Origin of the sequence: Brenneria sp. L4-2C, assembly GCF_040240335.1 — a bacterium.
Lineage (GTDB): Bacteria > Pseudomonadota > Gammaproteobacteria > Enterobacterales > Enterobacteriaceae > Brenneria.
Map to the genome: position 1 here is coordinate 61,455 of NZ_JBEIAC010000014.1, position 22,777 is coordinate 84,231.

Consider the following 22,777-nt stretch of genomic DNA (forward strand, 5'->3'; position numbering starts at 1 on the left):
TCTTTTTTATGACTGCATTTTTTATAATTATTGCTTCTGGTCGCTCAGATGAGTTCAACTATCCATTTCTGAATGGAATAACAAAGGCACCAAATGGCAATCATGAGAAACTGGTCAACGGAACACACCAAAGAAGTTAAAAAATGGTTGGATATCAATACCTATCGAGGATTTGAAGATCTGACTCTCATACAGCTTTACCATGAGCTGCTTGCAAGGACACTGTTCTTTAAGCCTTATCATGAGGAATTCGAAGCGAAAGCCGTGAACCTCTATATTGACCGAATTTTCAGCGGAAAACCGTTTCTTATTACAGAGCAACATCTCGGATACCTCACGAGAGAGGACACCCTTTACCAACCCCCACATTTCTTTTTGACCACGACAGAACGGCTGGCTCAGCTCAGCATCGTTGGATTACGGAATTCATTATTTTTCTGGGATGGAAGTGATGAGTATTCGGTTAACCGTGAATTTCTCGATAGCCCTGTATCCGAAGCTCTCCCTAAGCTGTTCAGAGATACTGTCATGGTCGAAATAGACCTTGCGAATGGAACTGATGAGGAAATAGCTGAATCTTTGAAAGCCGCGCTACCTCAATGGCGTAAAGTACGGGGCATTGAAGCCGATACATCTGATTCGATCAGGTTTGGCTATGGAACCATCAAGAAAATCATCAACTACAGACTCATACCCATGATTGACATCCTTGTATGGTCTACTCTGCACAAGGTTCGCATATCAGAAGATCGACTTTCACGCCTCCTTTACACCGACGATGATGATGAAGAACAGACCCGCCTCAATCACCAAATTCGGGACACAGACAGACCACTGGCGATAAAAGCAGCCAGTATACCTTTCATCCGTCAGTTCCATCTGTTCATCAACAAAAACAGTCATCTCAAAAACATCAGAGTTTCAGACGTGATGAAAATCGCGGATTCTGATAAAGACTGATATCCATACCCTTGGCGATCTGAAGGTCGCTCTTTTTGCTGGTGATTCAATCGTATATTCATTTCCGTCAACATAGATGAGGGAAATACCATGAATCAGCCATGCACACGTCTTATCCGCCTGTCAGAAGTGATGAATAAAACCGGATTTGGTAAGGCTTGGATTTATCGTCTTATCAGCCAAAATCGGTTTCCACAGCCTGTAAAGATCGGTATTCGTGCTATTGCTTTTATCGAAAGCGAAATCGATGAATGGATTCAATTAACTATAGAGAATTCAAGAAAGCATGTTGCTTAAGAGGAATGTTGCTACATCGATCTTTTAATTTTTAATAATATTAAGAAAATAAATTTATAGGCATTATAAGTTCACTGACTGAGTTTCAAAAAAAACGAGGTTTTGTAAAGTTTAAATCTAAAAAATTACTATATTTAACGGAATTCTTTACTTTTTTTCTGGCAGAGCTTTTGCTATAAGGTTTAGAGATGGTTTTCTTAATATCGGGTATGGATACGCTATACTAGCCGTACCTGTTTATTTGACGTCAAATAAATTTTTTCAAACCATTAATATATATACCAAATAAACTAAAATCATTGTAAAGAATTTGAATTATTTTGAATTGGAATATATTTAATAAGTGAGAGTGATATTAATTTGTAAAGAATGAGGTCAAAATGGGATATAAAGTAAAGAAATTCATCATGAGTAATGGCGAGCGAGGATGCCTGATCCTTGATAAAAATAGTAATCTACCAGCTTACTATCAAAATCTATTTCTTACTATAGACATAAGAAATAGAGGCGCAACCGCCTCAACTATGGAAATAGTTGCAACTAACTTACTAATTTTTAGTAATTTCTTAGATAGTAGGAAAATTAATATAGTTGAGAGAATTGAGCTTAAAAAGTATCTCAGCGTTGCAGAAATAGATGATCTGGTAAGATATGCGAAACAAAGATTCGATAGACAAAAAATTATAAATATAAAATCAGCAAGTAATAGGTTTATTGCGAAGAGAACCTTTAGTTATAGAATACACGTTTTTTCACGCTACCTTAAGTGGTTATGTGGATTAGTTCATTCGTCAAAGGGGATTCATGCAAGGTATGAAGTAGACGTATTTATTGAAAGTATCAGAGCACATATTCCAAGAAACAGTTCATTGAATATGAATGAAATATCTGAAAAATCGTTAAATGAAGAAGAGATCAAAGTGCTTTTCCGTCTATTAGAAATTGGCGGGATTGAAAACCCTTTCCATAAGGAAGTACAGGTCAGGAACAGACTAATATTTACCTTGCTCTTAAATTTAGGTTTAAGGGCTGGAGAGTTGCTCAATCTTAAAATAGATGATTTTGATCTCAGAGACAATACTTTAAGTGTAGTCAGAAGACATGATTCAAAAGAAGATGGAAGATCTTATCAACCATTAGTAAAGACTGGAGAAAGGGTTATTCCGTTATCTGATGAGTTAGCCTGTGAAATTTTTGATTACATAAGCAATAGCAGAGAAAAAATGACAAAAAGAAAAAAGCATAATTTCTTATTGGTGGCTCATTGCACCGGAAAAAACGCAGGGGAACCCTTAAGCATTTCAGCTTATGAGAAGGTGATATCAACACTGAAACGAGGATGTCCAGATCTATATAATCTTTCAGGTCATAAGCTAAGGCACACTTGGAATTATATGTATTCTAAAGGCATAGAAGGTGCTGAATTAGAATATAGTAGAAGGAAAGATTTAAGGAATTATCTGATGGGTTGGTCAAAGGAGTCAATCATGTGTGATAGATACAATTTTAAATATATATCTCAACAAGAGAAGAATGTCGTCTTAAAGGTCTATAAATCAGTAAGTAAAATAATTAGTGGGGTTTAGTGTGGAAATCAAATGTATTGAAAATGAGCAAACTTTTTTGGCTAAGATGAATAGATATAGTTTCAAACTGTCAGATAAGAAATGGCAACTTGATAAAGAAAACTGCGTATACCCTCATAAAGTTGTAGATAGAATGCCTACAAAAATGAAACTTAGCTACTTAAAAACATTAGCTTACTATGCGTCTGAATATAGTTCTTTTTATATACAAAATATTAACAATCTATTTTATAAGTGGTTTGGTGCAATGACCATCGATACTATTGATGACAAAGCAATATATCAATTGAATGTTTATTTAGGTTCAGAAAGAAACTACAAACTAAACATAATTAAGGCTTTCATCACTAAATGGAAAAATCTCAATTATCCTGGGGTAGAAGCGACTGCCATTAGAATGCTGGAGAAAATAAAAATCATTCCAAACCAAACAGGAGATGCAGTCAAAAGACGAGATCCAAATAAAGGACCTTTAACTGAAGCGGAATTCAATAATATTATTAACGCCGTTGGAAAACTTTATCATGAGAAGAAAATTCAATGCTTTTTGTATTGTTATATCCTTTTGTTGGCAATAACAGGAAGAAGGCCATTACAATTAATATCTCTAAAAGCTAAAGATCTCATTAAAAATGAGAAAGGGTGCTTTTTAAATGTACCAAAAGTAAAACAAAGAAAATGTTTCAGAAAAGAATTTAACATGGTAATGATAGAACCGTTCTTATATGACAGCTTATCAATGTTAATTAATCAAAATCAGGCGTTTGTTGAAGATAAATTCAGTGTTGGGATTAGTAACTATAGAGGCGAATTACCAATATTCATGAATTTAGATAAGATTACGGAAACAAAAATGATTGAAGTTTTTTTATCTGATTTAACAACAGATTTTTTCCATATGAAAAATTCAGTTATGTCAAAACTATTAAAACACTTTCCGTCAAAATTCGATGTAAGGTCAGAAAGGACTAACAGCTATATAGAACTTAATGCTAGAAGATTCAGATATACGTTAGGAAGTCGACTGGCTAACGAAGGAGCCTCAATTGAGGTGATTGCTAAAGCATTAGATCATAAATCAGTAAACTCTTCTATGATATATATAAAAAATAACCCTGACAACGTTTATGACATCGATAAGAGACTAAGTGCGTTTTTTAACCCCTTATCTAATATACTTATGGGCATAGAGATTGAAGAAAACAAGAACTTTTTTATCAAGTATGTTTCAGATGCATTTTTCTTATTAGAAGATACGAAAGAGGATTTGAAATGTTTAACGTGTAAAAAATTCAATCCCTGGAGAGCATTATGAACAAAATATTTTTTTTTGAACCAAGCAATAAAAACAACCCTCACGATAATGTTATTAAGTTCATCGAGTTTTGTAAGAGTACTATTTCTAATAATAATTTAACAACTTCTTGGGAAAGCAATAAATGGAAAGGTTTATATAGGTTTACTAAGTTTAACTCAAAAAACAACCTAAACAGCAAAGAATGCTTGGATGATAGCTTTATTAATTTTGCTAAAGCATATATGTTGCATGTGCATTCATTCAATAAATCTAAGACGAAACACTCAACATTATCAATGTTGAAGATTGTCGAATTCGTTTTACTTAAAACCAATATGGAAGCTAATGTAAACTATTGCAACAATTCAATCTTTGATGAATGCATAAGAATAGCCTCTGAAAAGTATTCTAAAGCACATGCATTTGCTATTGGGAAAGAACTTGAGAAATTGAGTTCATTTTTAAATGATAATAGGATGACTAACTCATCTTATTTATTTTGGGTAAGTCCAATTAGGTATAGGATTACTCAGTCTTGGACTGGTTATGATTCTTCACTGGAAGGCCATTCTAGATTGCCTGATATCAAATCAGTTATTGCGATTGCTGAGATTTTTTCAAAGCAGGATGAACAATTATCTTCAAGAGATATACTTACTACATCTGTGCTTGCTTTACTTATGTGCGCACCGAGTAGGATATCAGAAATTTTAGCTTTGCCAGCGGATTGTGAAATTACAGAATTTGATGGAAAGGGCATTCAAAGATACGGATTGAGATTTTTTTCAGCAAAAGGGTATGAAGGTAATATAAAATGGATTCCAAGTTTAATGATACCTGTAGCTAAAAGAGCTATTAGCAGATTAAAAGAATTATCAAGTCAAGCGAGGTTATTGGCTGCTGAAATTCAAAAAAATTACTCTAATTCAACGATGGGAACTCTTAAAGAGAATATACCTAAAGATTTCCCTTGGTATGATAGAGAGAAGAAAATTGAATATTCTAATGCGCTTTGCTTGTTAACTGAAGGACAATTAAATCAAAACAAAAAGAGAATGTTAGATAAGTTATTCAAACCTACAATGAGTTATTTTAAAACTGACATTATTGATTCAGATTATATAAAAGGAAATTTTAATCTCTTTAAAAGACATGGTTATATAAATGAAGATGGTAGCCCATATTTGCTAAGAACACATCAACTGAGGCATCTTCTCAACACATTTGCTCAAATAAATGGTATGGATGAATTTAGTATTGCTCGCTGGTCTGGACGTAAGCTCATTTCTCAAAATGTTTCTTATGACCACAGATCGCATCTTCAAATGTCTAAAGCAATAAGAGAACAAAAGTTATCAGTATGTGTTAATGAGCACAGAATAAAGGATATTCCAGTGGTGGATCTTAATGAGTTTGATTCACTTAGCAGTGGTGCAGTACTTGTATCAAAACATGGCTACTGCAAGCATTCATATGCGTTTAAGCCGTGTGAACATTATCCGATTGAGAATTCTGGTTTAGATAACGAAACGATTTCAAACATTCACGATAAAATATCAAAAAGAACACTGTATGATAAAAATGATGGGAACATAAATGCTGATAGATGGTATGAATTCCATAAGAGAATAAAAAAAGGAGAATAAATGGCTAAGCATATAAATGGTTATCATGAGAAGAAGATTGTAGATGTTATTAACACATGGTCTATAGATGAAAAACTAACCTGGGATGCTTTGTGCGACAGGCTAGTAAGGATTATTGGGAAAAGACCATCAAGACAATCCTTAAGTAGTCATGTAAGGATTGCAGAAAGCTTCAGTGTGAAAAAGGCCACTATCAAATCTGGTGCAATACATACTGTAAAACCTGCTAATTTAAAAGTGGCTTCTCAACGAATTAGAAGACTTGAAGCAGAAAATGAAGCTTTGAAAGCATTAAATGAACGCTATTTAGAGCAGTTCAAAGTATGGCTTTATAATGCTCACCTTAAACAAATAACGATTGAAGAACTTAATAATCCATTACCTGCAAAATACCTTTAATAAAATTGATAGGTTTTAACTATTGACATGATTAATAATTATGATATTTCTTTAATTGTCAGGATGACAAAAATAAATTGCAAGGATGCATATTATGGAAAAAATAAATATTAATCTTATGGAAAGGTATCTTCTTCTGCTTGATCGATTCGTTGATAAACTCGCTGAATCAGGTTTCTCAGAGCAACGAATTATAGAACAATCATATCTTTTTTGTGCAGGATTTTATATCAAATACCAAAGTGGTATCGAAAAAATGACCTTCTCCAACAGGGAGATTGTTTTAACCTTTCTGCTACTTTCATATTATACTCATATAAATAAACTTGATGATGATTTGATCAACAAAGAGCGTATGAAGCATGTATGCTCTTCATTGATTAACTTTATAGTCAGTAATGGTAGCCGAACAGAGAAAGTCTATGCTAATGAGAAAAGGAAATATGATGCTTCGACCCAAAAAAGATCGTTATCCATCAAAGAGAAGAAAAGAAAATATGGATTGTAATTATTTTAAAAGCCCGTAGTAGGAATCTACGGGCTAACTCTTTTTTGCTTATATTTTTTTATTTTTTTACTAAATCGATAAGATTTCTGATTTCATGATCAAATCTAGCGCTTCTTCTTTTAATCCATTTGATACAAACGAAGCTTCCGATCCTTGATAGGAAATATGTGAGCCACATATACTTGTGCTCATCCCACACATATCCATCTTTAAAGCCCCAAGGCAATGTGAGAAATGAAATAAGTGCAGCAGCACAAAGTAAAATGAAAACAATAGAGAATAGTTTCGAAACAGGCATTGCTCTGTAATACGATGCTGTAGAAGCATTATGGAACAGCATTGTCAGAAAAGCGGGGATGACAACTTTTTTCCTGTTTAAGTTTACTTCATGTTCTCCCGTGTTCTTATTAACGATAAGTGCATCTTTATACACATTATACGAACCATCCTCACTATACTGGCGAAGCTCGTATTTATAAATAGTGTGTGAACTTCTGAAGGGGATACCATAGTCGGAAATCTGCTTCTCATCCCCAGCGTCGGTTTTTACCCAGATCTGATTATTGCTTGGGTTGGAATTAATGACAGTGCCAGAGAAAGTCTTAACAAACGTGTAAGTTTCACCAAACAGATCAAACTTTGGGGCTGTAATCTCTGCTTTCCGGCGATCAGAAAGACCAACATTGACTTCTTCATTGCGGCGTTTCGTGGTGGAGATGCTCATACAAGTTCCTTTGTGTTAGATGTTAAATTCATATTCGATGTATGAAGAAATCAGGGACTACAGATGAGATGGTATCTGCCATTTCAAAACCTGCATGTTAGTTGAGTACGTAAATAGGCTAGTTAAATCAGTCTTTTATATTCTTTGGTGTGAAATCACATTTTGACTGGGTTTACAGGAAAGGCAAATCACTTGTACCGATCGATTAAAGATTAATGATAGATACAGGCTATCAACAAGAGAATATCGATCGGTATAAACGATCAATTTATTGACCTGTATCTATCAAAAAGGCTTGCCAGCCTTACATCGAAAGCGAAGCTCTTTTAGATTGAGATATTGATTCAATGGGATTTTTTTTGGGTAGAGGTGTTATCTCTATCGTCTTCACACAAGTGATGGTTTTGTGTTTTCGAGGACGTTTCAGCGTGGGGACTTTGAGGTTTTTCAACATACGATAAATTACATCGAGGTAGGGGATGTATTCCAACCACCTGAACGCTGACACTGGATAGCTTCGCTTGGGCGCTACTTTTAACGCTTCGGTTGCTATCGCTTCTTTGTTAGTTGCAACAGCTTCTGGGAGAAGCGCTTCGACAGAAGCGATAGAGTATTCGTCCTGACCAGCAGCTCGTTTATCGAGGATAAGTGCTTCTAAGGGGCGGTTAACGTATTCTGTCGTGGTTTCAGGAGCATCTATAGTTATGACCATATCATGAGTTGCACTAACAGATGTTTCTCTGACAGATGATTTCAGTTTAAACAGGAAAGCATTATCACGTTCCTGTTGGTAGTCGATTCTGCTTTGCAAGGCAGACCAGGAATACCCTTTTCCCAATTGAGATGCTTTGAAAGCAATCCCGTTGTATTCGAATGAGAAGCCGTTCATGCGTCCAGTTGAGGCAATATTAGGGATTGGCCTGATATTTTGTGCCACAAGCTGTTGCACGAAGTCGGTAATCGATTGCCTGGTATCAAGCAGTTCGTTAAGGGCGTTTTGGATGAATCCTTTTGGGCATAGCTCACCAGTTCTCTTTTCTATCATCATCTCATTACGGGATTTTTTGAGCTTCGGTTTAGGTGAGGGCGCTGCTAGAGATGCTTTCGGTCCTTTGGTTCTTGTTAGCTGGTAGTCTTGTTCAAGATCCTGGATGATACGGGTGCTGATAAGGTTCTCATTTTTACCTAAGTAGAGCTTCCCCGAAGTTGCATCTATGCGACTTGCAACTATATGTATATGTTGTCCATCTTTATCATCATGTAGGACATAAGCGCGTAGATGCGTATCAGAGAAGCACATACGCTTCATATAGTCATCGGCTAACAGCTTCCATCGGTGTATAGGTAGACTCTCACCAGCAGGCAGACGCAGAGAATTGTGCCAAACAGGTTTACTGACATCGGAGCGTAGGAGCTTCGTAGCGTTGAACTCTGCACTTAGTGCTTCTGCGAAGCTTTCTATGACATTGCCGCCGACTACATACGGATCTGACTTGTGGTGCGAAGCAGGTTTTAATAAATAAGAAATAAGTCCATTAAAGGTTTTTCCTCTTTTGATTTTTTGCATCCCTTTCATGCAACCTACCTGACAGATGTGCTTGAAGCGGTAAGGCATGAGCGAAGCTCTGAGATCTGGCGCTTCACTGCGAAGATTTCTGTCTTTGTAAGCTGACCACCAGTGCTTTTACTTTCGAGATGAATAAGTAGCTTGTTCAGCTTCTGTGAAATTTCGCTAAGGGATTTCCAGGCTTCAATGTTGATAGGCGGCACAGCTACTGGAATCTTATCGAGAAAAGCCAAGCGAAACCATTCACCTTTACTTTTGTCTCCACGCCTTGCATTGAGAAGCTGTAGTTCTTCATGGTTCAACCTAACACTGATGCAATGTGTTCTTAACAAACTTTCAGGTGATTCTTTTTTATATATTTTATTAAAAGTATTTTTCATACGAACTCCTTTCATGTTTTCTATCAAAAACATATTCCTTATGTTCTTATTTACTTATATTTTATTCAAGAGGGATGTCAATGTGAAGGTGTTATTTTGTAATAAACAATATAATAATGGCCATCACATTAGTACATGGAGGCCATTATAAATAATTATTTGTTGTTGGATTGAATGTTCCATGAAACTTTGAATGCAGGGTATTTTCTGCTTATACGCATAAAGCTTGCCTTTCTCAAAGTTGATCTTGTTTTTTCACTATAAATATTTAATTGATCGAGTGATATAAAAACTTGTTTATCAATAGTGTTTAATGTATTAACTATTTTTTCTATAGCTGCGACTTCAACGTTTTTGAAAACAATGGAATCTTCAATTGCTATGGGTAATTTTGTTGTATGTAAAAAGCTTACATCCAAAGCCAGCATATTCGCATAAGATTTACCTGTCCCAGAGTCAGAGTGATGTTCGAAAATATAATTTGTATCACTAAAAATGATCTGTGGTGGTATTCTGTCGGAACCATAGAATTTTGTGTTGTATAATTTGAGGTTCTCGTTTAATAATTTAGATATTTTTGACAGAATTTCTTCTGTCTTTTCTTTTAATTCTACCTTTATAGTGCTTGATGTTTGTTTAAGAGCATCTTGGCGCTCGCGGTAATTAACCGTATCTTCAACTTCTTTTTTCTTTATAGATAATGACAAAACTTCATCAATAATCTCGTCTGGTCTATCGACTGATGCAGCTATTTCTTTGATTTTGAGATCGATTATACTAATTTCAGCATCAATCTCATTTAATTGGAATATAAGGCGTTCTTTTTCTTTTTTTAACTCATCACTCAAGATTTTTGAAATTGATAAATGGAAACCCTCGACTTCATTTAGTTTATCAATGTTAACAGTTGGGAAAAAATCGACAACTTTGCTGAAATATCTTTTTGGAATAGGCTTTGTATCAGAAATATTTTCTTCAATTCTAAATAACTTACTTTCGAGAGAGTATTTTTGTTTGAGATATTTATCTTTTTCGATGGCTAAACTTAGGCTTTTTTCATCAAGGATAGCTTTTATGTTGGCTGCAAAAAGGTCTAGATCTTTTTTTATAGTATCAATTTTATTGTCGATAACATTTAAATCTTGTTTTGCTTGCCTATATTCTTTTAAATTTACTTTTTTGACAAAACCCTGCTTGAACGCTATATCAATATTCTTTCTGTTTACTTCGTTTTCGGCTTTCTTTTTTTCAATTTCTTCAATTAAGTTATAATAGCCGAAGGACTTAATGAGAAATTCTTTGATAGATGCATATCCTTCCCCGGAATAGCGTAGAAGAGGTTTATTTGGATTGTAATTATCTTTTCCCCAAATTCTCGTGAATCTGGAAACTAAATTTCTTAATGAAGGATCGTTTGATGAAAAACCATATTTCTGAGCCAAGAAGATTCTAAAATCTTCAATTGACCACTCTAATTTTTCTTCGTTATTTCTAAAAAACACACTATTATTGGTTTCGGTATTTCTTATAAAGTGATAGGATTTTCCATCAAATTCAAAAGTAAATTCGATGTTTAGATGACCAACTTGAGAAATAACGTCTTTGCATAGGGTGATAAAATCATCACCACCAAAAACATAATCAATTAACATTAGAACTGATGATTTACCGATAGAGTTGGCACCATTTTTAGGTCCCAATATGGCATTCAAACCATTTTTGAAAATCAGTTCTTTTCTAATTAATTTTTCACAGTATATGTTCTTTAGCATTTTATTACCGTCCCATTAGCTGGGTTTAGTATGATTTTCTCTAAAATAAACAAAAAATCGAGTGAGTAAACAAATTCGTCCAGAGATGAGAAGTTGCTTGATGTTTTTTCGTATAAATCAGTAATCTTAATTTCATTAAACTCAGTTTCTAAGATGATTGTCATCTTGTATAATATTGAATCTTGGATTGAGATAGATTTACTTGGTGTAATCATGAGTAAACCTCGCAATTTTGGATGAAAAAACACACCAAAACTTCGGCGGCTACACTATTAGTTTCCTTTGTGTTTGTTTTTATCCAATTAATCAAGTGGTTATATATTTCGGATTGAGATAAATTCTCTCTTTTTAAAATCAAATAGTATGTTTTAACTTCGTTGAATATTATTTCTGATGTGTTTGGAACTCGTTGATCGAGTTGTTGGAATAATTTTTTTATTTCAGTGTAAAAATAAGCAACTTGAGCTTTGACCTTTATCTTGAATGCAGGGCCAGAGTCGGGAAGAATTTTATCATCAACTCTCATAGCTTTGTACGATAATTGAGAACCCTCACTTGGTTCAAGAGTTGATAGTATATCAATTATCTCTTTGATCTCTTCTTCAATCTTAAAATTAAATTGGCTGTTTTTGATTTGTGCTGCTTGTCTCAACTGCTTTTTGATAGCGTACATTTCCCGATAACCCTCAATCGTTCTTGGGTTGTCGAACAACTTATGACAGTCTCTGCACAAGGCAATTAAATTATCTTCGCTATCAACATCATCGCAAAGAAGTTGCTCATCTTTAAGTAATTCCTTTTCCTCTTCACGAGGGGAAAATGGATATATGTGTGCTACTTCATAGAGCTTTATTTTTCGTTTGCCATTCTGAACCATTAAAGGTTTAAAGCATTTTGGGCAAAGACCACTTACCTCATCATATAAAACTATATGCGTATTATGATTGATGTTCTTGCGTTCTTCACCCACTAATGACTCCTTGCTAAGGGGAAATGACTCTCTGTGGATATTTTATTATTATAACATCAATAGGATTTAGCTTTAATTATTGTAAATGTGATCAATATCACGTTTGTGGCGGGGTTTGCAACCTGTGGCTAACTTTCTTTAAAGAATCTGTATTCTTTTGTCTTCGTTTTCTGATGGTGAAGCTGGGAAGCGGCTATGTGATCAAAGAATAGACTTGTCTTCCTTTTCAACCGAAGGGAAGAAAAGCAAGGGAACTTAGTGAAGCGTAGCTTCGATAAGTTAGCCCTTGCTTATTATTGAATTGATATTGACAATTAATATTAATTTGATATCTATATATAAAATAAATTTCAAAAAGGCACGCATATGAAAAAGAAAAATGTCATAATCATTTCAATAATTTCTTATTTTTTATTCATTATATCGTCATTGTTTTTTTTGAATATCACTCCCAATTTTAGTTTTAGTAATCTAGATTATGTTAATGATAGATATGTTATTTTAGCCGTGGTAACAGAAATTTGTATAATACTATTACCACTTATTATGATTATTGCAAAGGTTCTTTTTGATGAGTGTTCTGAGAAGACGAGCGATAAGACTTAAAATTGTCTATGCTTTCTGATGCAGCAATACTCGCTTTAATGATTAGTAAAATAGTGTAAGCGAGTAAGAGAATATACCCAAAGATGTTGGTCATCAGAGTTTGAAATAAATCTATTTTTACGGGAGGTAGAGTTTTTAATATTAACAATGAGGCTGTTAATGCACTTATTGAATAAAGAATAGCATCATTGCATGATTTTATAATATTCCGCAGTTGACTATTCGTTGAAAATAAAATAAAGATTGAAAGTATTATTGCAGGGATTAAAGGTGTTAGTAACCAATACATGCTATTTATTGGTTGGAACTTAACCCAAATTACTAATAAAAATGTTGCAATTAATGATATGATATATCCATGAAATAAAAAATCACTAATTTTTTTATTTTCCATCACGGCATTCCTGTTTGTAATGTTGAACTATTCGTCTTCTCTCTACGTTGCTCAAGATAGTGAAAGCGATTGTAGGCTTCCCTGACATCAATTGTGCCCACGATACTAGTCAACGCTTCTTCGAGCAAGTCAGTACAGAATCCTTTCGCATTGTGATTACTGAAAGGATACGTCTCATACTATAAGCCACTAACAACTCTTTGAAACCCCTGCGTTTTAACGTCATGTTAGCTTCTTAGCTGTTTGCCGGTTCAAGCGGCATATGAAAATCAGAAAACTTTATTGATTATCAGAGGATAAGCAGCATCTTTTTTCGGAATCGCCATTCAGATGCTAACATCCTGTAACATATTAATTAAATGGTGTATCCTCATTTCTATAGGAAAAATCCGCTTTAAAGCGGTTGCTGATTGTGATTATTAGCTTTGTGAGGCAATGGCAATGTGCGAAAGGATGTTAAAAAAAGATGTTTATTCTGAATGGGTTATACGCAATAGCCTGTACTGGATGACTTCGCTTACTCAGTGGAAGCTTTGTGAAGATATATCCTCTTGGACAATCTCTTTTGAAAACGATAGTCCCGAATGCCTCTATGAATTCGAGAGGCTGCTGAATGATTACACTTTGCGAGAAAAACTACAGCATAAAACAGGGGCGTTGAGAGATTCTATTGTCCATAAAGTGCTTCGCAGTGTCGATGAAAGGCTTTCGTGATGGAATTGATGCCATTCAATTTTGACAGATTGCCTAATGGACAGGTGTTTATAAGCAACCTCGCTGGTTTTCATCACTTCATTGATGAGCAAGAGCTGCTTGATCTTTCTGATGAGCAAATCAGTGCGGAACAATCAAACGCACTTGAAAGCAAGCTGTTCATAACCAACGAAAGCTCATCAGCTATTGCTCCCTATGCTTTAAGTTCTGCTTTTGCAAAACGATTGATGAATGAACTGGCGATCAGGCCAATTTTCATGATTGTGCCCACATTACGTTGCGACCATACCTGCAAGTATTGTCAGGTCAGTAGAGCTTCAGTGAACGCCTCGGGTTATGATTTAGATCCCGCTCTCATCCCTGATATCATTTCTACTATCAAAAAACTATCAACTCCACCTTACAAGATAGAGATACAGGGTGGAGAGCCACTCTTGCGGTTCGATTTAATTCAGTCCATCTATGAGCAATGTTCTGAAACGCTGGGAAGCACCGATTTTGAGATGGTGGTAGCTTCAAGCCTGTCTGTCTTGAATGAGGATATGCTTGAATGGTCGAGAGATAGGAACATAACGTTCTCTGTTTCGCTTGATGGTGAGGAAGTTGTTCACAACAGTAATCGAATTCTTGGTCATGGGCTTGCGTACAGTAGAACAGTGTCAGGGGTAGAGGCTATCAAACGGTCTTTAGGCGCTGGTCGCGTTGCAACGGTTACTACAGTTACTAAAGATCTCATTAGGCATCCTGAATCGATTGTCCAGGCTCACTTGTCTCTTGGCCTCAAGGACATGTTTATCCGACCTGTTAGCCCCTATGGGTTTGCACAAAAAGCATCGTTCACATTTTCTATGGAGGAATACTTCAGTTTCTATGCCTCGTTGATAGATGAAATCCTTAAGATGAATAATGAAGGGATAAGGGTTGTGGAACATTCGGCCTCCATTCATCTGAAAAGGATCTTCAATCCCGGCTTTAGTGGTTATGCGGATTTAAAGTCGCCAAGCGGGGTCGTGCTTAACAGTATTCTTTTCAATTATGACGGTCGAGTATATGGTAGCGATGAGAGCCGTATGTTGCAGAAGGTGAACCCTGAAACGGAGTTCAGTGCGGGTGAGGTTAAAACGCTATCATTTTCTAAGAGTCCTTACTATAACGCAGTGTTGAGTTCATCGTTCAATTTTGCTCTGCCGGGTTGTGATACATGTGCATATCAACCATTTTGCGGTGCAGATCCATGCCAGAACATAAGTGTACAGGGTGAGCCTGTCGGTGATAGGAGTCGTTCAACGTTTTGTCAGTATCACAAGGGGATGTTCAGGTATCTGATGAACTGCATCTCAGAAGGTGGTCCGAAGGCTGAGATGCTAAAAGGATGGGCATATGTCTGAGGTTATCAGGAACGATATCTTTCATTTTGCTTCAAAAAAGAATGTGCCCACGGGGTTCTATCGGTTATGCAAACAAAAACCAGTGAACCCTTTATTCTTTTTGCCCAATTTACTGGTAGTTGCTGAAGGCAATAATGATGCCATTCAACCATGCTTTGATTTCTCTGTTATTAGCACTGAATTATATGAGTCAATTGAAGATGGAGATATTGGGATAATCAACAATGGCAATATGGTACGCGTAATTCTGTCCCGCAGAGCCAATCATAATACTGTCTTAGTAACGGAACGCTGCAATAACTTGTGTCTGTTTTGTTCGCAGCCACCTAAGAAATCAAATGATGACTGGCTACTTACCCAATCAGCTCTTGCTATAGCTTCATTTGGTTTGGATGGAGTTGTTGGGGTCAGCGGTGGAGAACCTTTGCTGTATGGAGATGATTTCCTTCACTTCATTGATTTTATCATCGAGAATTCACCAGATACTGCTTTGCATGTTTTAACAAACGGACGCAAATTTTCTGATATCAACTTTACTCAGGAAATGGCAAAGCGAAGCACAAAGATAAAAATCACCTTTGGTATCCCGCTCTACTCATCAAGACCACTTGTGCATGATCATCTGGTAGGGAATGATGGCGCATTTAATGAAACGGTTAAGGGGTTAATTAATGCAGGAAACTCAGGGATTAATATCGAACTTAGAGTTATTCCGACACTGGCTAACTATACAGAATTGGATGATATTGTAGAGTTCGTTGGCCGTGTGTTCTCCAACATCAATCAGATTTCCCTTATGGGGCTGGAATCTATCGGTTGGGCACGAAAGAACTGGTCAACAATCTTCATTGAGCACAGCAGTTATAGTGAGAAAATAATCTCCGCCATAGATGCTGCGCACAGGTCAGGTATACCTCTAACAATTTTTAATTATCCTTTGTGTCATCTTCCCGAAAGAGCTTGGGAGCTTGCTGCTCAGTCGATCTCTGATTGGAAAAATTACTATCCTAAAGAATGTGATGAATGCACTCAGAAGTCTTCCTGTACTGGTTATTTCAGTTCCTCAACAGGCCGTTTTCATCAACCACCGAGACCAATTTTATGAAAAAATTTAATTTTGCTGCTCTACTTCCGGGATTTTTGGCGCTCAATAATTCTGTATGGGCAAGTGATTCATCCACCGGAGCAAGTGATTTGCCTGGTATGACTCTTAATGAACATGATTTAGTGATAGCCCCACTTAACACCGAAGTTCCATTCTACATTGCAGGGCATCGCAGTCATAGCTCCCATCGAAGCCATAGTTCTCACCGATCATCATCAGGTGGCGGGTACTATGGTGGCAGCACTCCTTATTATCCAAAAACATACAGCTCACCAAGCTCATCTGGGTCTTCAAGTTCAGGAACAAGTTCCTCATCGTCCTCTTCCTCTGTGCGTTCGCTTCGTTCTAACGACAATAACAACGCTACTACTACGAATTCTGTTGGAACTACAGAAGCTAACCGTGCAAGTAATGGGCTGACTTCTGGTACAGAGAAGCGTAAGCGCTTAATCATGCGGGTTCAATTCGCTTTGCTGGACAAAGGTTATTACAACGGGAATATTGACGGCATAATGGGGCCCTCCACAAGGCAGTCTATAAAAAATTACCGAATTGCGAAGGGACTACCAACGCCTGCAACTGAAACACTGGATACTCAATTATTGAACTCGTTAAATATTCTGGCCCGCTAAAGATTTCAGGATGGAATGAAATGAAGATTAAACTCTCAATATATAAAGCAAAAAGATTCAATGATGATATTGAAAAAGTTTTGAATTTGGAGAGAGTGAGAAATCCGATTGAGTTCAACATAGATGAGGCTAGGGTGTATTTGTATGCAAAACAATTCTTAGATCCCAAGCCTCCTGAGTGGACAACTTTATTTACAAGCCAAAAGCCAGAATTGGATCATAATTTCTTCGGGAAAAATAGTAGCACTGGTGCAGTCTTGGTTGTTGAAATGAATAATTCAAGATATCTAATTCCTTTCGGGACAGGGCATCACTTAATTAATGATAATAGTATTGTCAAAGGTTTTGGTCTTAAAACTACACTTAATTGTATTGAACATAACAAAATTCGTAGTTTGGATAAAGGCAGCCATAATGAAACAAATCTATTAACTCGTAGTCAAAGTAGTAAAGAGGTTGATATTTTTAACCTTAAAATTGATTCCGAGATGGATATACTAACCACTCTGACAGGGACTTCCACTGAAGATGTTTTAGGTAATAAAATAACGGGTAAAGATGCATTTGTAATTATGCCTGATATTGACCTGAAATCCATCCCGGAGTTGTTAAATAAAATAGACTCCATTTATTCTCAGCCTCTCCCTGAAGAGTTTGAATGGGTTAATAATATAAAAGAGGCAGATGAAGCAGAAGTTGAGATACTTGATTCAATTCTGGTCGATTTAATAAAAGCAAAAGATTTTAATGACATATGGCTGGGTGAACCTGAAATTGTAGATTGGGAGAATCAGATAGGCTATTGTTTTGAGAAGCGGCAAAGAAGCATGATTTATGAAAGTTTGTCGGTTAGTCATATTTGTGAGTATTTTGAAAGCAAAAAGATTGAAATTACTTTAAATGATCTCAAAGGAAGCAGTTTGCATGTTTTAGATGCAGATTATCAGTCTTTAAAAAAATGGTCTCTTTATAGATGTCTGTATGCTGAGATAAAGGAAGGTGATCAAAACTATATCCTGAGAGATTCAATTTGGTACGTGGCTGATAGAAAGTTTGTTTCCACCATTGATAATGAAATTAAACGAATTAAGCTGTATGAGGAAGCCGACAAATTCCCGATTTATTCTTATAAAAGAGAAGAGCAATACAATAAAGAAACTTGTCTTGCTGATCAAAGCTTTACTCATATGGATCAAAAGTTCATATATCATGGTGGTGGGCGAAGTAAAATTGAATTTTGCGATATTATTAGAGGTGCAACTGATTTTATTCATGTGAAATATTATAGCGGTGCGCAAAGCATGAGCCATCTATTTTCACAAGGATTTATAAGCTCTGAACTTTTCATAAGCGATTCTGAATTTCGATGGAAGCTTAATGAAAAATTGCCAGCGCATATAAAATTAGCTGACCATACATTAAGGCCAGAGGCTCAGAAATACAAAATAGTTTTCGCGATTGCCACAAGTAAAAACCTCCCAGATGACTTGCCTTTGTTTTCTAAGATAAATTTGAAGAATTTTAATAAAACTATTTCTAATTTCGGATACGAAGTTAGGATCTGCAAGATAGATGTAGACCCCACAATTTATAAAAAGAAAATTTGTAAACCCCAAAAAAAATAAGATTCAATTTAATTTATCAATGTCAGAGATTTTAGTCAGTTCATTAAGGTATTCATTTTTGTTCCTAAGGAGCCAGTGAAATATTTTAGGGTTCTCAAGAAGTTTTTTAATGTGAGAAATGAGAATTGTCAGTTTCAAGCTATTTGAGCCATAACTCTCTTGTATTGATTGCGTGTCAAAATGAACCTGAGCCATTTCTTTCTCAAGTCGTTCAATAGCTTTTCTATTACCAGTTTTTGTATCTATATTATTTTTAGTTTTGTCAATTAACAACTCAGGGGAGGAACTATGATATAGAGACTCAGCAAAAAGTTTTGAGTAATTATCAAACCTTATCATTAAATTAGCACATTCTATTTGTCTGAAAGGAACCATTCTTTTTAAAACTCTAAAAGTATTTATGGGAATATCTTTATCATTAAATAAATCAACTACTTGAGGGCATATCCCTTTCAATACGGACATGTTGGTTCTTAGAGAATCTATACTTATATTTAGTGATGTACATAACATTTCTTCAGGAACTCCCACTCTTACAGCTTCTTTCAGCATTCTCTGTATTTGTATAATTGTTATACGGTTAACTTTTTTGTTCGGTGTATAAGTATCATATGTAGTTGAAATTAGGCAGTTTGCTTTATCTTCCCCAATATCTTTTAGTGCTTCGACTCTAAGGTGTCCATCGATTATTTTAGCAGTTTTATCACTTTGATCGATGTAAATTAATATCGGTTCAACAAGTCCCAACGCTGATATGGTGCTTTTGATCTGGGAATATTTTTTACTATTTTTGAAGTTAGTAGGCAGCTTTTTAGTATGAACAAGATCAGATAATTTGAAAGTGATTGTTTTTTCACTAAAGCAATATTTAATCATTTTGCACCTCAATTGGTCGTGTTTTTAAATATAATATTTACTACTTCATTTAGGCTTTCTTCATCTAATATCCGTAAAAACTCTTCATCATTGACAAGTTCTTTAAAGATTTGATTTGCTATCAACAAATTCATCTCAACGTATTCTGCTTTGTTTTTAATCTTTCTGTGCTGAGAAATGTTATCTTGATAGATTTTTTTTAATTCATCTGTAGTCATTTTTTTCTTTTTCTTTGTTATCCCAAAGTTATTATTTAGGTATCCTTTCAAGCCTTCATCTCGTGAGTCAAGTATTTCACGTATTTTTCCTACATCTTTGTGTTTTATTAGACCTTTATCAAATGCTTTAATTAACAATTCCTGACCACCTTCAAAATCGACTCTTGCAATCTCAACAGCAAGCGAGATAGGTATGCTTCCTGATTCTACAGCGGATAATAATTTATTTTCACCTTTACTGATAAGCATTGTCAGACTTGTTATCCAGTGTAATGATAATCCAGTCGAGTTAGATATTTCCTTATTGGTTAATCCTTGCTCTGTCATTTCCTTTATACGTTGGAACTGTTCACCAGCACGAGGAACTACTCTTGCCATATTTTCAACCAGACTCATTATGTAGGCTTTGTTTTCATCTATATCAAGTACGATTGCTGGTGTTAATTCTTCTCCTAAAGCTGTCAATGATTCGAGCCTTCCTTGACCACAAATTAAAGCGAATTGATACTTTTTGTCCACGATTCGACGTACGGTTATTGGCTTTCTCAGTCCACTTGTGTCGATACTTTCAGTAATTTCCGAATGTCGAAGTTTATTTCGTGAACGTGGGATGACTACTTTTATGTCGGATATCTTAATCATGTGGATTTGATCATCTTTCATTTAAGCTACTTCCTTTTTATTGGTCGAAAGCATTTTAAAAAATATGTTGATATCGTCGAATCGATACATCTCAAAGAGAAGGCTGTTATTTTCTTTTAGGTTTAATTCATTTTCAAATGAATCAATAGAAGGGAGGATATAGTAATCAAGGGGGACGCTATTAAGACTATTCATCCTTACAATTATGTTGATGTCAGAATTAATGCTTCTGTCTAATCTCACAATCCATCTGCATTTATCTGTAGAGGTTTTTCTACAGCGTGCAAGTATTATGGTAAAGGTTAAGCTTTTATTGATCGTAATGAGTTTGTTTTCAGATATTGTTACTTCACTATTTGTAATTTCCTTGCATATTGTCTTAATAGTGTCGGCATGTTTAACCCTTAAGGCTGAGTTTATTTCTATAAATCGATAATCTCTTTCTGGTGTGTAATTGATGAGTTTATAGGCATTCAAAAGCCCACCAAAACGACTTGCTACGACACTACTCGACGGACCATTATCATCTTCATCGATAATAAAACCTGAAATTTTACCATGTTTAATGAGAACTTTTTTCAAAAAATTAAGTATTTCTTCATTGGTCATTTTTTTTGAACGATTATCAATGATTTCTTTAGCTAATCTAAATTTCTCTGGTGAAATTATAGGCTTGAAAAATGAATCATATTCGATCCACTCTTCTTGTGGATTCTGAATTCTTTGGGCGTTCAATTTCTGTGAAGTACGATTATAAGTGTATTTCCCTGTGTAGCGAATATTAATTAGAATTGAATGTATTCTGCTCCTGTTCCATTCTGTTTTATCACTATATGCATACCCCTCTCTGTTTAGTTTTGTTGCGATAAGATATTCATTTAATCCATCAAAAATAAACATATTAAATATCTTTTTTACCAGCTTTATTTCTTTTTTTGTACCAGGGGTAAGAACTACTCGGTCAGTTTGCAAGCTCTTTCTTTCACCAGGACAAAGTATCATTTTTGGTCTATTGTTATTATCAATTAACTTTCTTCTTAATCCATATCCTGGTATTCCTCCCTGATAGTATCCCCTTTTAACAAGGTTTACGTGTCCCGCAAAAACTTTTACTGAAAGATTCCTACTGAAAGCTCCAGCAGCATATCTAAGAGCAGGAAGTGTAAGCATTTGGATTTCAGGCGATTCATCTGGTAAGTTCTCAGCACAATAAATAATCCTAACCCCATGATATTTCAGTAGATAACTATAATGCCCTGCCTCATCATTATCTTGCCATCGACCAAATCGACTGACATCATAAACAAGAACAGCTTCTATTTTTACTCTTCCTGTAACGACATCTTCTATTAGTCTGTTGAAGTTTTTTCTACCTGAAGCGGAGACTCCGCTTTTACCTTCATCATCATAAGTTTCTACAATCACCATATTGTGATCTTCTGCATATTTTTTTAGATAAAGAGCCTGATTGTCGATTGAGAATTGTTGATGGTCTGTGGACATCCTCAGATACTGAGCGACTCTAATTTTATGATTTTTCTGACTTTCATCACCCATTACACTTTCTCCGACCAGTCAAAAGCGAACAAACCCCCAACAAAATTGATCATTTTTTAAGCAATTTCAACCTCTTTATCCCTTTTGAAGCTATAAGGTTCTTACCTTCATTAAATCATCAAGGTAATGGCAAAAAGCTTTTGCAGGGGATTTTGAGTGCTCGCTTTTGAGTTGCCAGAAAACTATTGAAGTATCTTGCCTCGGCAATCAGAGGACATACGTACATAGAGTGATATCGCAAGAAGAATCTATAGGACTTGAAGAGCGCTGGCGTATTTCATCTTCTTTGAAGTGTAGAGGTATAGCTATAGCTTGAAGTGCTTCAATTCTAAACGGACCAGATGTTTCTACTAAATGGCATACCATTAGCTACAAGCTCGCCCAAAACCAGATTCGAGATGATAGGGGCATTGGTGCATATGTTATGCGTGTTTTTGAGCTTCGGTGATAGTGGGGGCATTATTGGGGGCATGTGATTATTCGAAACATTAAATATTCATCTTTATCAGTAGTTTGTGGGTTAGGTTTCATTCCTATTATCGCACCATCACATTAAAATCATTATAAATCAATCAATTGAAGAGGTTTTCTCTCTCAATATGCGATCTTTTTCTCAGTGATTCTTTCAGTAACAGTTGCCGCTGTGGTTAATAGTGGCAATTGGGATATTAACTCATAGCGGCGTGTCGTTTCCAGGCTCAAACACGTACAAAGTGTGAACCGTCGCATCGTTCCACCAACAACTTGAAGCCGATGACGTCGCCAGCGTATCTAATCTTTTCCCAGACCCCTTGTCAATGTGGCTCGCGCTTCGTGCTGCGCTCCATGATGCAACACGTCGCGATGACGTTGCAGCGAATAAACAGGCGTTAATGTTGGGAAGACTAACCGGATCGGGAAAGAATCCGGCTCTG

General features: G+C 35.7%; 22 protein-coding genes. 12 read left to right on the forward strand and 10 right to left on the reverse strand.

Going from position 1 to position 22,777, the window contains the following annotated elements; translation table 11 throughout:
* Positions 1–102 precede the first annotated feature (102 nt).
* The 7 genes from ABRZ26_RS17995 (at position 103) to ABRZ26_RS18025 (ending at position 6,693) form a co-directional block, all read left to right on the forward strand.
* Positions 103–960: a DUF6387 family protein gene (locus ABRZ26_RS17995; protein ID WP_001412615.1), complete on the forward strand. Its 858-nt coding sequence runs from the start codon at positions 103–105 to the stop codon at positions 958–960.
* A 90-nt stretch (positions 961–1,050) separates the two neighbouring features.
* Positions 1,051–1,257: a helix-turn-helix transcriptional regulator gene (locus tag ABRZ26_RS18000; RefSeq protein WP_001075424.1), complete on the forward strand. Its 207-nt coding sequence runs from the start codon at positions 1,051–1,053 to the stop codon at positions 1,255–1,257.
* Between the two features lie 380 nt (positions 1,258–1,637).
* On the forward strand, positions 1,638–2,843 hold the full coding sequence (locus ABRZ26_RS18005; RefSeq protein ID WP_113374791.1) for a site-specific integrase: 1,206 nt from the start codon (positions 1,638–1,640) through the stop codon (positions 2,841–2,843).
* 1 nt (position 2,844) lies between these two features.
* Positions 2,845–4,158, forward strand: coding sequence for a tyrosine-type recombinase/integrase (locus ABRZ26_RS18010; protein WP_113374790.1), 1,314 nt, complete (start codon positions 2,845–2,847; stop codon positions 4,156–4,158).
* Positions 4,155–5,786: a DNA-binding protein gene (locus ABRZ26_RS18015; RefSeq protein ID WP_113374789.1), complete on the forward strand. Its 1,632-nt coding sequence runs from the start codon at positions 4,155–4,157 to the stop codon at positions 5,784–5,786. Before ABRZ26_RS18010 ends, ABRZ26_RS18015 begins: the two co-directional genes overlap by 4 nt.
* Positions 5,787–6,185 (forward strand): hypothetical protein, encoded by a 399-nt coding sequence (locus tag ABRZ26_RS18020; protein ID WP_001052044.1) that lies wholly within the window; start codon positions 5,787–5,789, stop codon positions 6,183–6,185. It begins immediately after the preceding gene.
* Between the two features lie 94 nt (positions 6,186–6,279).
* The gene (locus tag ABRZ26_RS18025; RefSeq protein ID WP_319605523.1) at positions 6,280–6,693 is read left to right on the forward strand and encodes a hypothetical protein; all 414 of its coding nucleotides are present in this window, start codon (positions 6,280–6,282) and stop codon (positions 6,691–6,693) included.
* Between the two features lie 58 nt (positions 6,694–6,751).
* Here the strand turns inward: ABRZ26_RS18025 and ABRZ26_RS18030 are convergent, their stop codons facing one another.
* The 7 genes from ABRZ26_RS18030 to ABRZ26_RS18060 all read right to left on the reverse strand — a co-directional run bounded on the left by ABRZ26_RS18030 (position 6,752) and on the right by ABRZ26_RS18060 (position 13,106).
* Positions 6,752–7,417, reverse strand: a complete 666-nt coding sequence (locus ABRZ26_RS18030) for a hypothetical protein (RefSeq protein WP_134864021.1) — start codon at positions 7,415–7,417, stop codon at positions 6,752–6,754.
* A gap of 304 nt (positions 7,418–7,721) precedes the next feature.
* A complete protein-coding gene (locus ABRZ26_RS18035; RefSeq protein ID WP_319605524.1) occupies positions 7,722–8,993 on the reverse strand; it encodes a relaxase/mobilization nuclease domain-containing protein in 1,272 nt (423 codons plus the stop codon).
* Between the two features lie 5 nt (positions 8,994–8,998).
* Positions 8,999–9,364 (reverse strand): hypothetical protein, encoded by a 366-nt coding sequence (locus ABRZ26_RS18040; RefSeq protein ID WP_023327753.1) that lies wholly within the window; start codon positions 9,362–9,364, stop codon positions 8,999–9,001.
* Between the two features lie 155 nt (positions 9,365–9,519).
* Positions 9,520–11,136, reverse strand: a complete 1,617-nt coding sequence (locus ABRZ26_RS18045; RefSeq protein WP_319605525.1) for a hypothetical protein — start codon at positions 11,134–11,136, stop codon at positions 9,520–9,522.
* A complete protein-coding gene (locus ABRZ26_RS18050; RefSeq protein WP_000632589.1) occupies positions 11,130–11,351 on the reverse strand; it encodes an ABC-three component system middle component 7 in 222 nt (73 codons plus the stop codon). Before ABRZ26_RS18050 ends, ABRZ26_RS18045 begins: the two co-directional genes overlap by 7 nt.
* Complete coding sequence (locus ABRZ26_RS18055) at positions 11,348–12,106, reverse strand: ABC-three component system protein (protein ID WP_000503535.1); 759 nt, start codon at positions 12,104–12,106, stop codon at positions 11,348–11,350. The genes ABRZ26_RS18050 and ABRZ26_RS18055 overlap by 4 nt, the downstream gene beginning before the upstream one ends.
* 550 nt (positions 12,107–12,656) lie before the next feature.
* Entirely contained in the window at positions 12,657–13,106 is a 450-nt protein-coding gene (locus tag ABRZ26_RS18060) for a hypothetical protein (RefSeq protein ID WP_025693472.1), read from the reverse strand.
* Positions 13,107–13,547: 441 nt separating this feature from the next.
* Here ABRZ26_RS18060 and hxsD point away from each other — a divergent pair, with 441 nt between their 5' ends.
* The 5 genes from hxsD to ABRZ26_RS18085 are packed head-to-tail and all read left to right on the forward strand — an operon-like array spanning position 13,548 to position 18,570.
* Complete coding sequence (gene hxsD, locus ABRZ26_RS18065; RefSeq protein WP_001610846.1) at positions 13,548–13,820, forward strand: His-Xaa-Ser system protein HxsD; 273 nt, start codon at positions 13,548–13,550, stop codon at positions 13,818–13,820.
* Complete coding sequence (hxsB, locus tag ABRZ26_RS18070; RefSeq protein WP_319605526.1) at positions 13,820–15,208, forward strand: His-Xaa-Ser system radical SAM maturase HxsB; 1,389 nt, start codon at positions 13,820–13,822, stop codon at positions 15,206–15,208. Before hxsD ends, hxsB begins: the two co-directional genes overlap by 1 nt.
* Positions 15,201–16,313, forward strand: a complete 1,113-nt coding sequence (gene hxsC, locus ABRZ26_RS18075) for a His-Xaa-Ser system radical SAM maturase HxsC (RefSeq protein ID WP_319605527.1) — start codon at positions 15,201–15,203, stop codon at positions 16,311–16,313. Before hxsB ends, hxsC begins: the two co-directional genes overlap by 8 nt.
* On the forward strand, positions 16,310–16,945 hold the full coding sequence (gene hxsA / locus ABRZ26_RS18080) for a His-Xaa-Ser repeat protein HxsA (protein ID WP_319605528.1): 636 nt from the start codon (positions 16,310–16,312) through the stop codon (positions 16,943–16,945). Before hxsC ends, hxsA begins: the two co-directional genes overlap by 4 nt.
* Positions 16,946–16,965: 20 nt before the next feature.
* On the forward strand, positions 16,966–18,570 hold the full coding sequence (locus ABRZ26_RS18085; RefSeq protein ID WP_001737750.1) for a TIGR04141 family sporadically distributed protein: 1,605 nt from the start codon (positions 16,966–16,968) through the stop codon (positions 18,568–18,570).
* Positions 18,571–18,573: 3 nt separating this feature from the next.
* Here ABRZ26_RS18085 and ABRZ26_RS18090 read toward each other — a convergent pair whose 3' ends face one another.
* Genes ABRZ26_RS18090 through ABRZ26_RS18100 form a run of 3 tightly spaced genes read right to left on the reverse strand, consistent with a single transcriptional unit; the run spans position 18,574 to position 21,863 of the window.
* Positions 18,574–19,446 carry a plasmid partitioning protein RepB C-terminal domain-containing protein gene (locus tag ABRZ26_RS18090; RefSeq protein WP_009652943.1) on the reverse strand — a complete coding sequence of 291 codons (873 nt, stop codon included), beginning with the start codon at positions 19,444–19,446 and terminating at the stop codon, positions 18,574–18,576.
* An 8-nt stretch (positions 19,447–19,454) separates the two neighbouring features.
* Positions 19,455–20,327 carry a ParB N-terminal domain-containing protein gene (locus ABRZ26_RS18095; protein ID WP_042927645.1) on the reverse strand — a complete coding sequence of 291 codons (873 nt, stop codon included), beginning with the start codon at positions 20,325–20,327 and terminating at the stop codon, positions 19,455–19,457.
* Positions 20,328–21,863: a recombinase family protein gene (locus tag ABRZ26_RS18100; RefSeq protein ID WP_131489554.1), complete on the reverse strand. Its 1,536-nt coding sequence runs from the start codon at positions 21,861–21,863 to the stop codon at positions 20,328–20,330. It lies immediately after the preceding gene.
* Positions 21,864–22,777 lie beyond the last annotated feature (914 nt).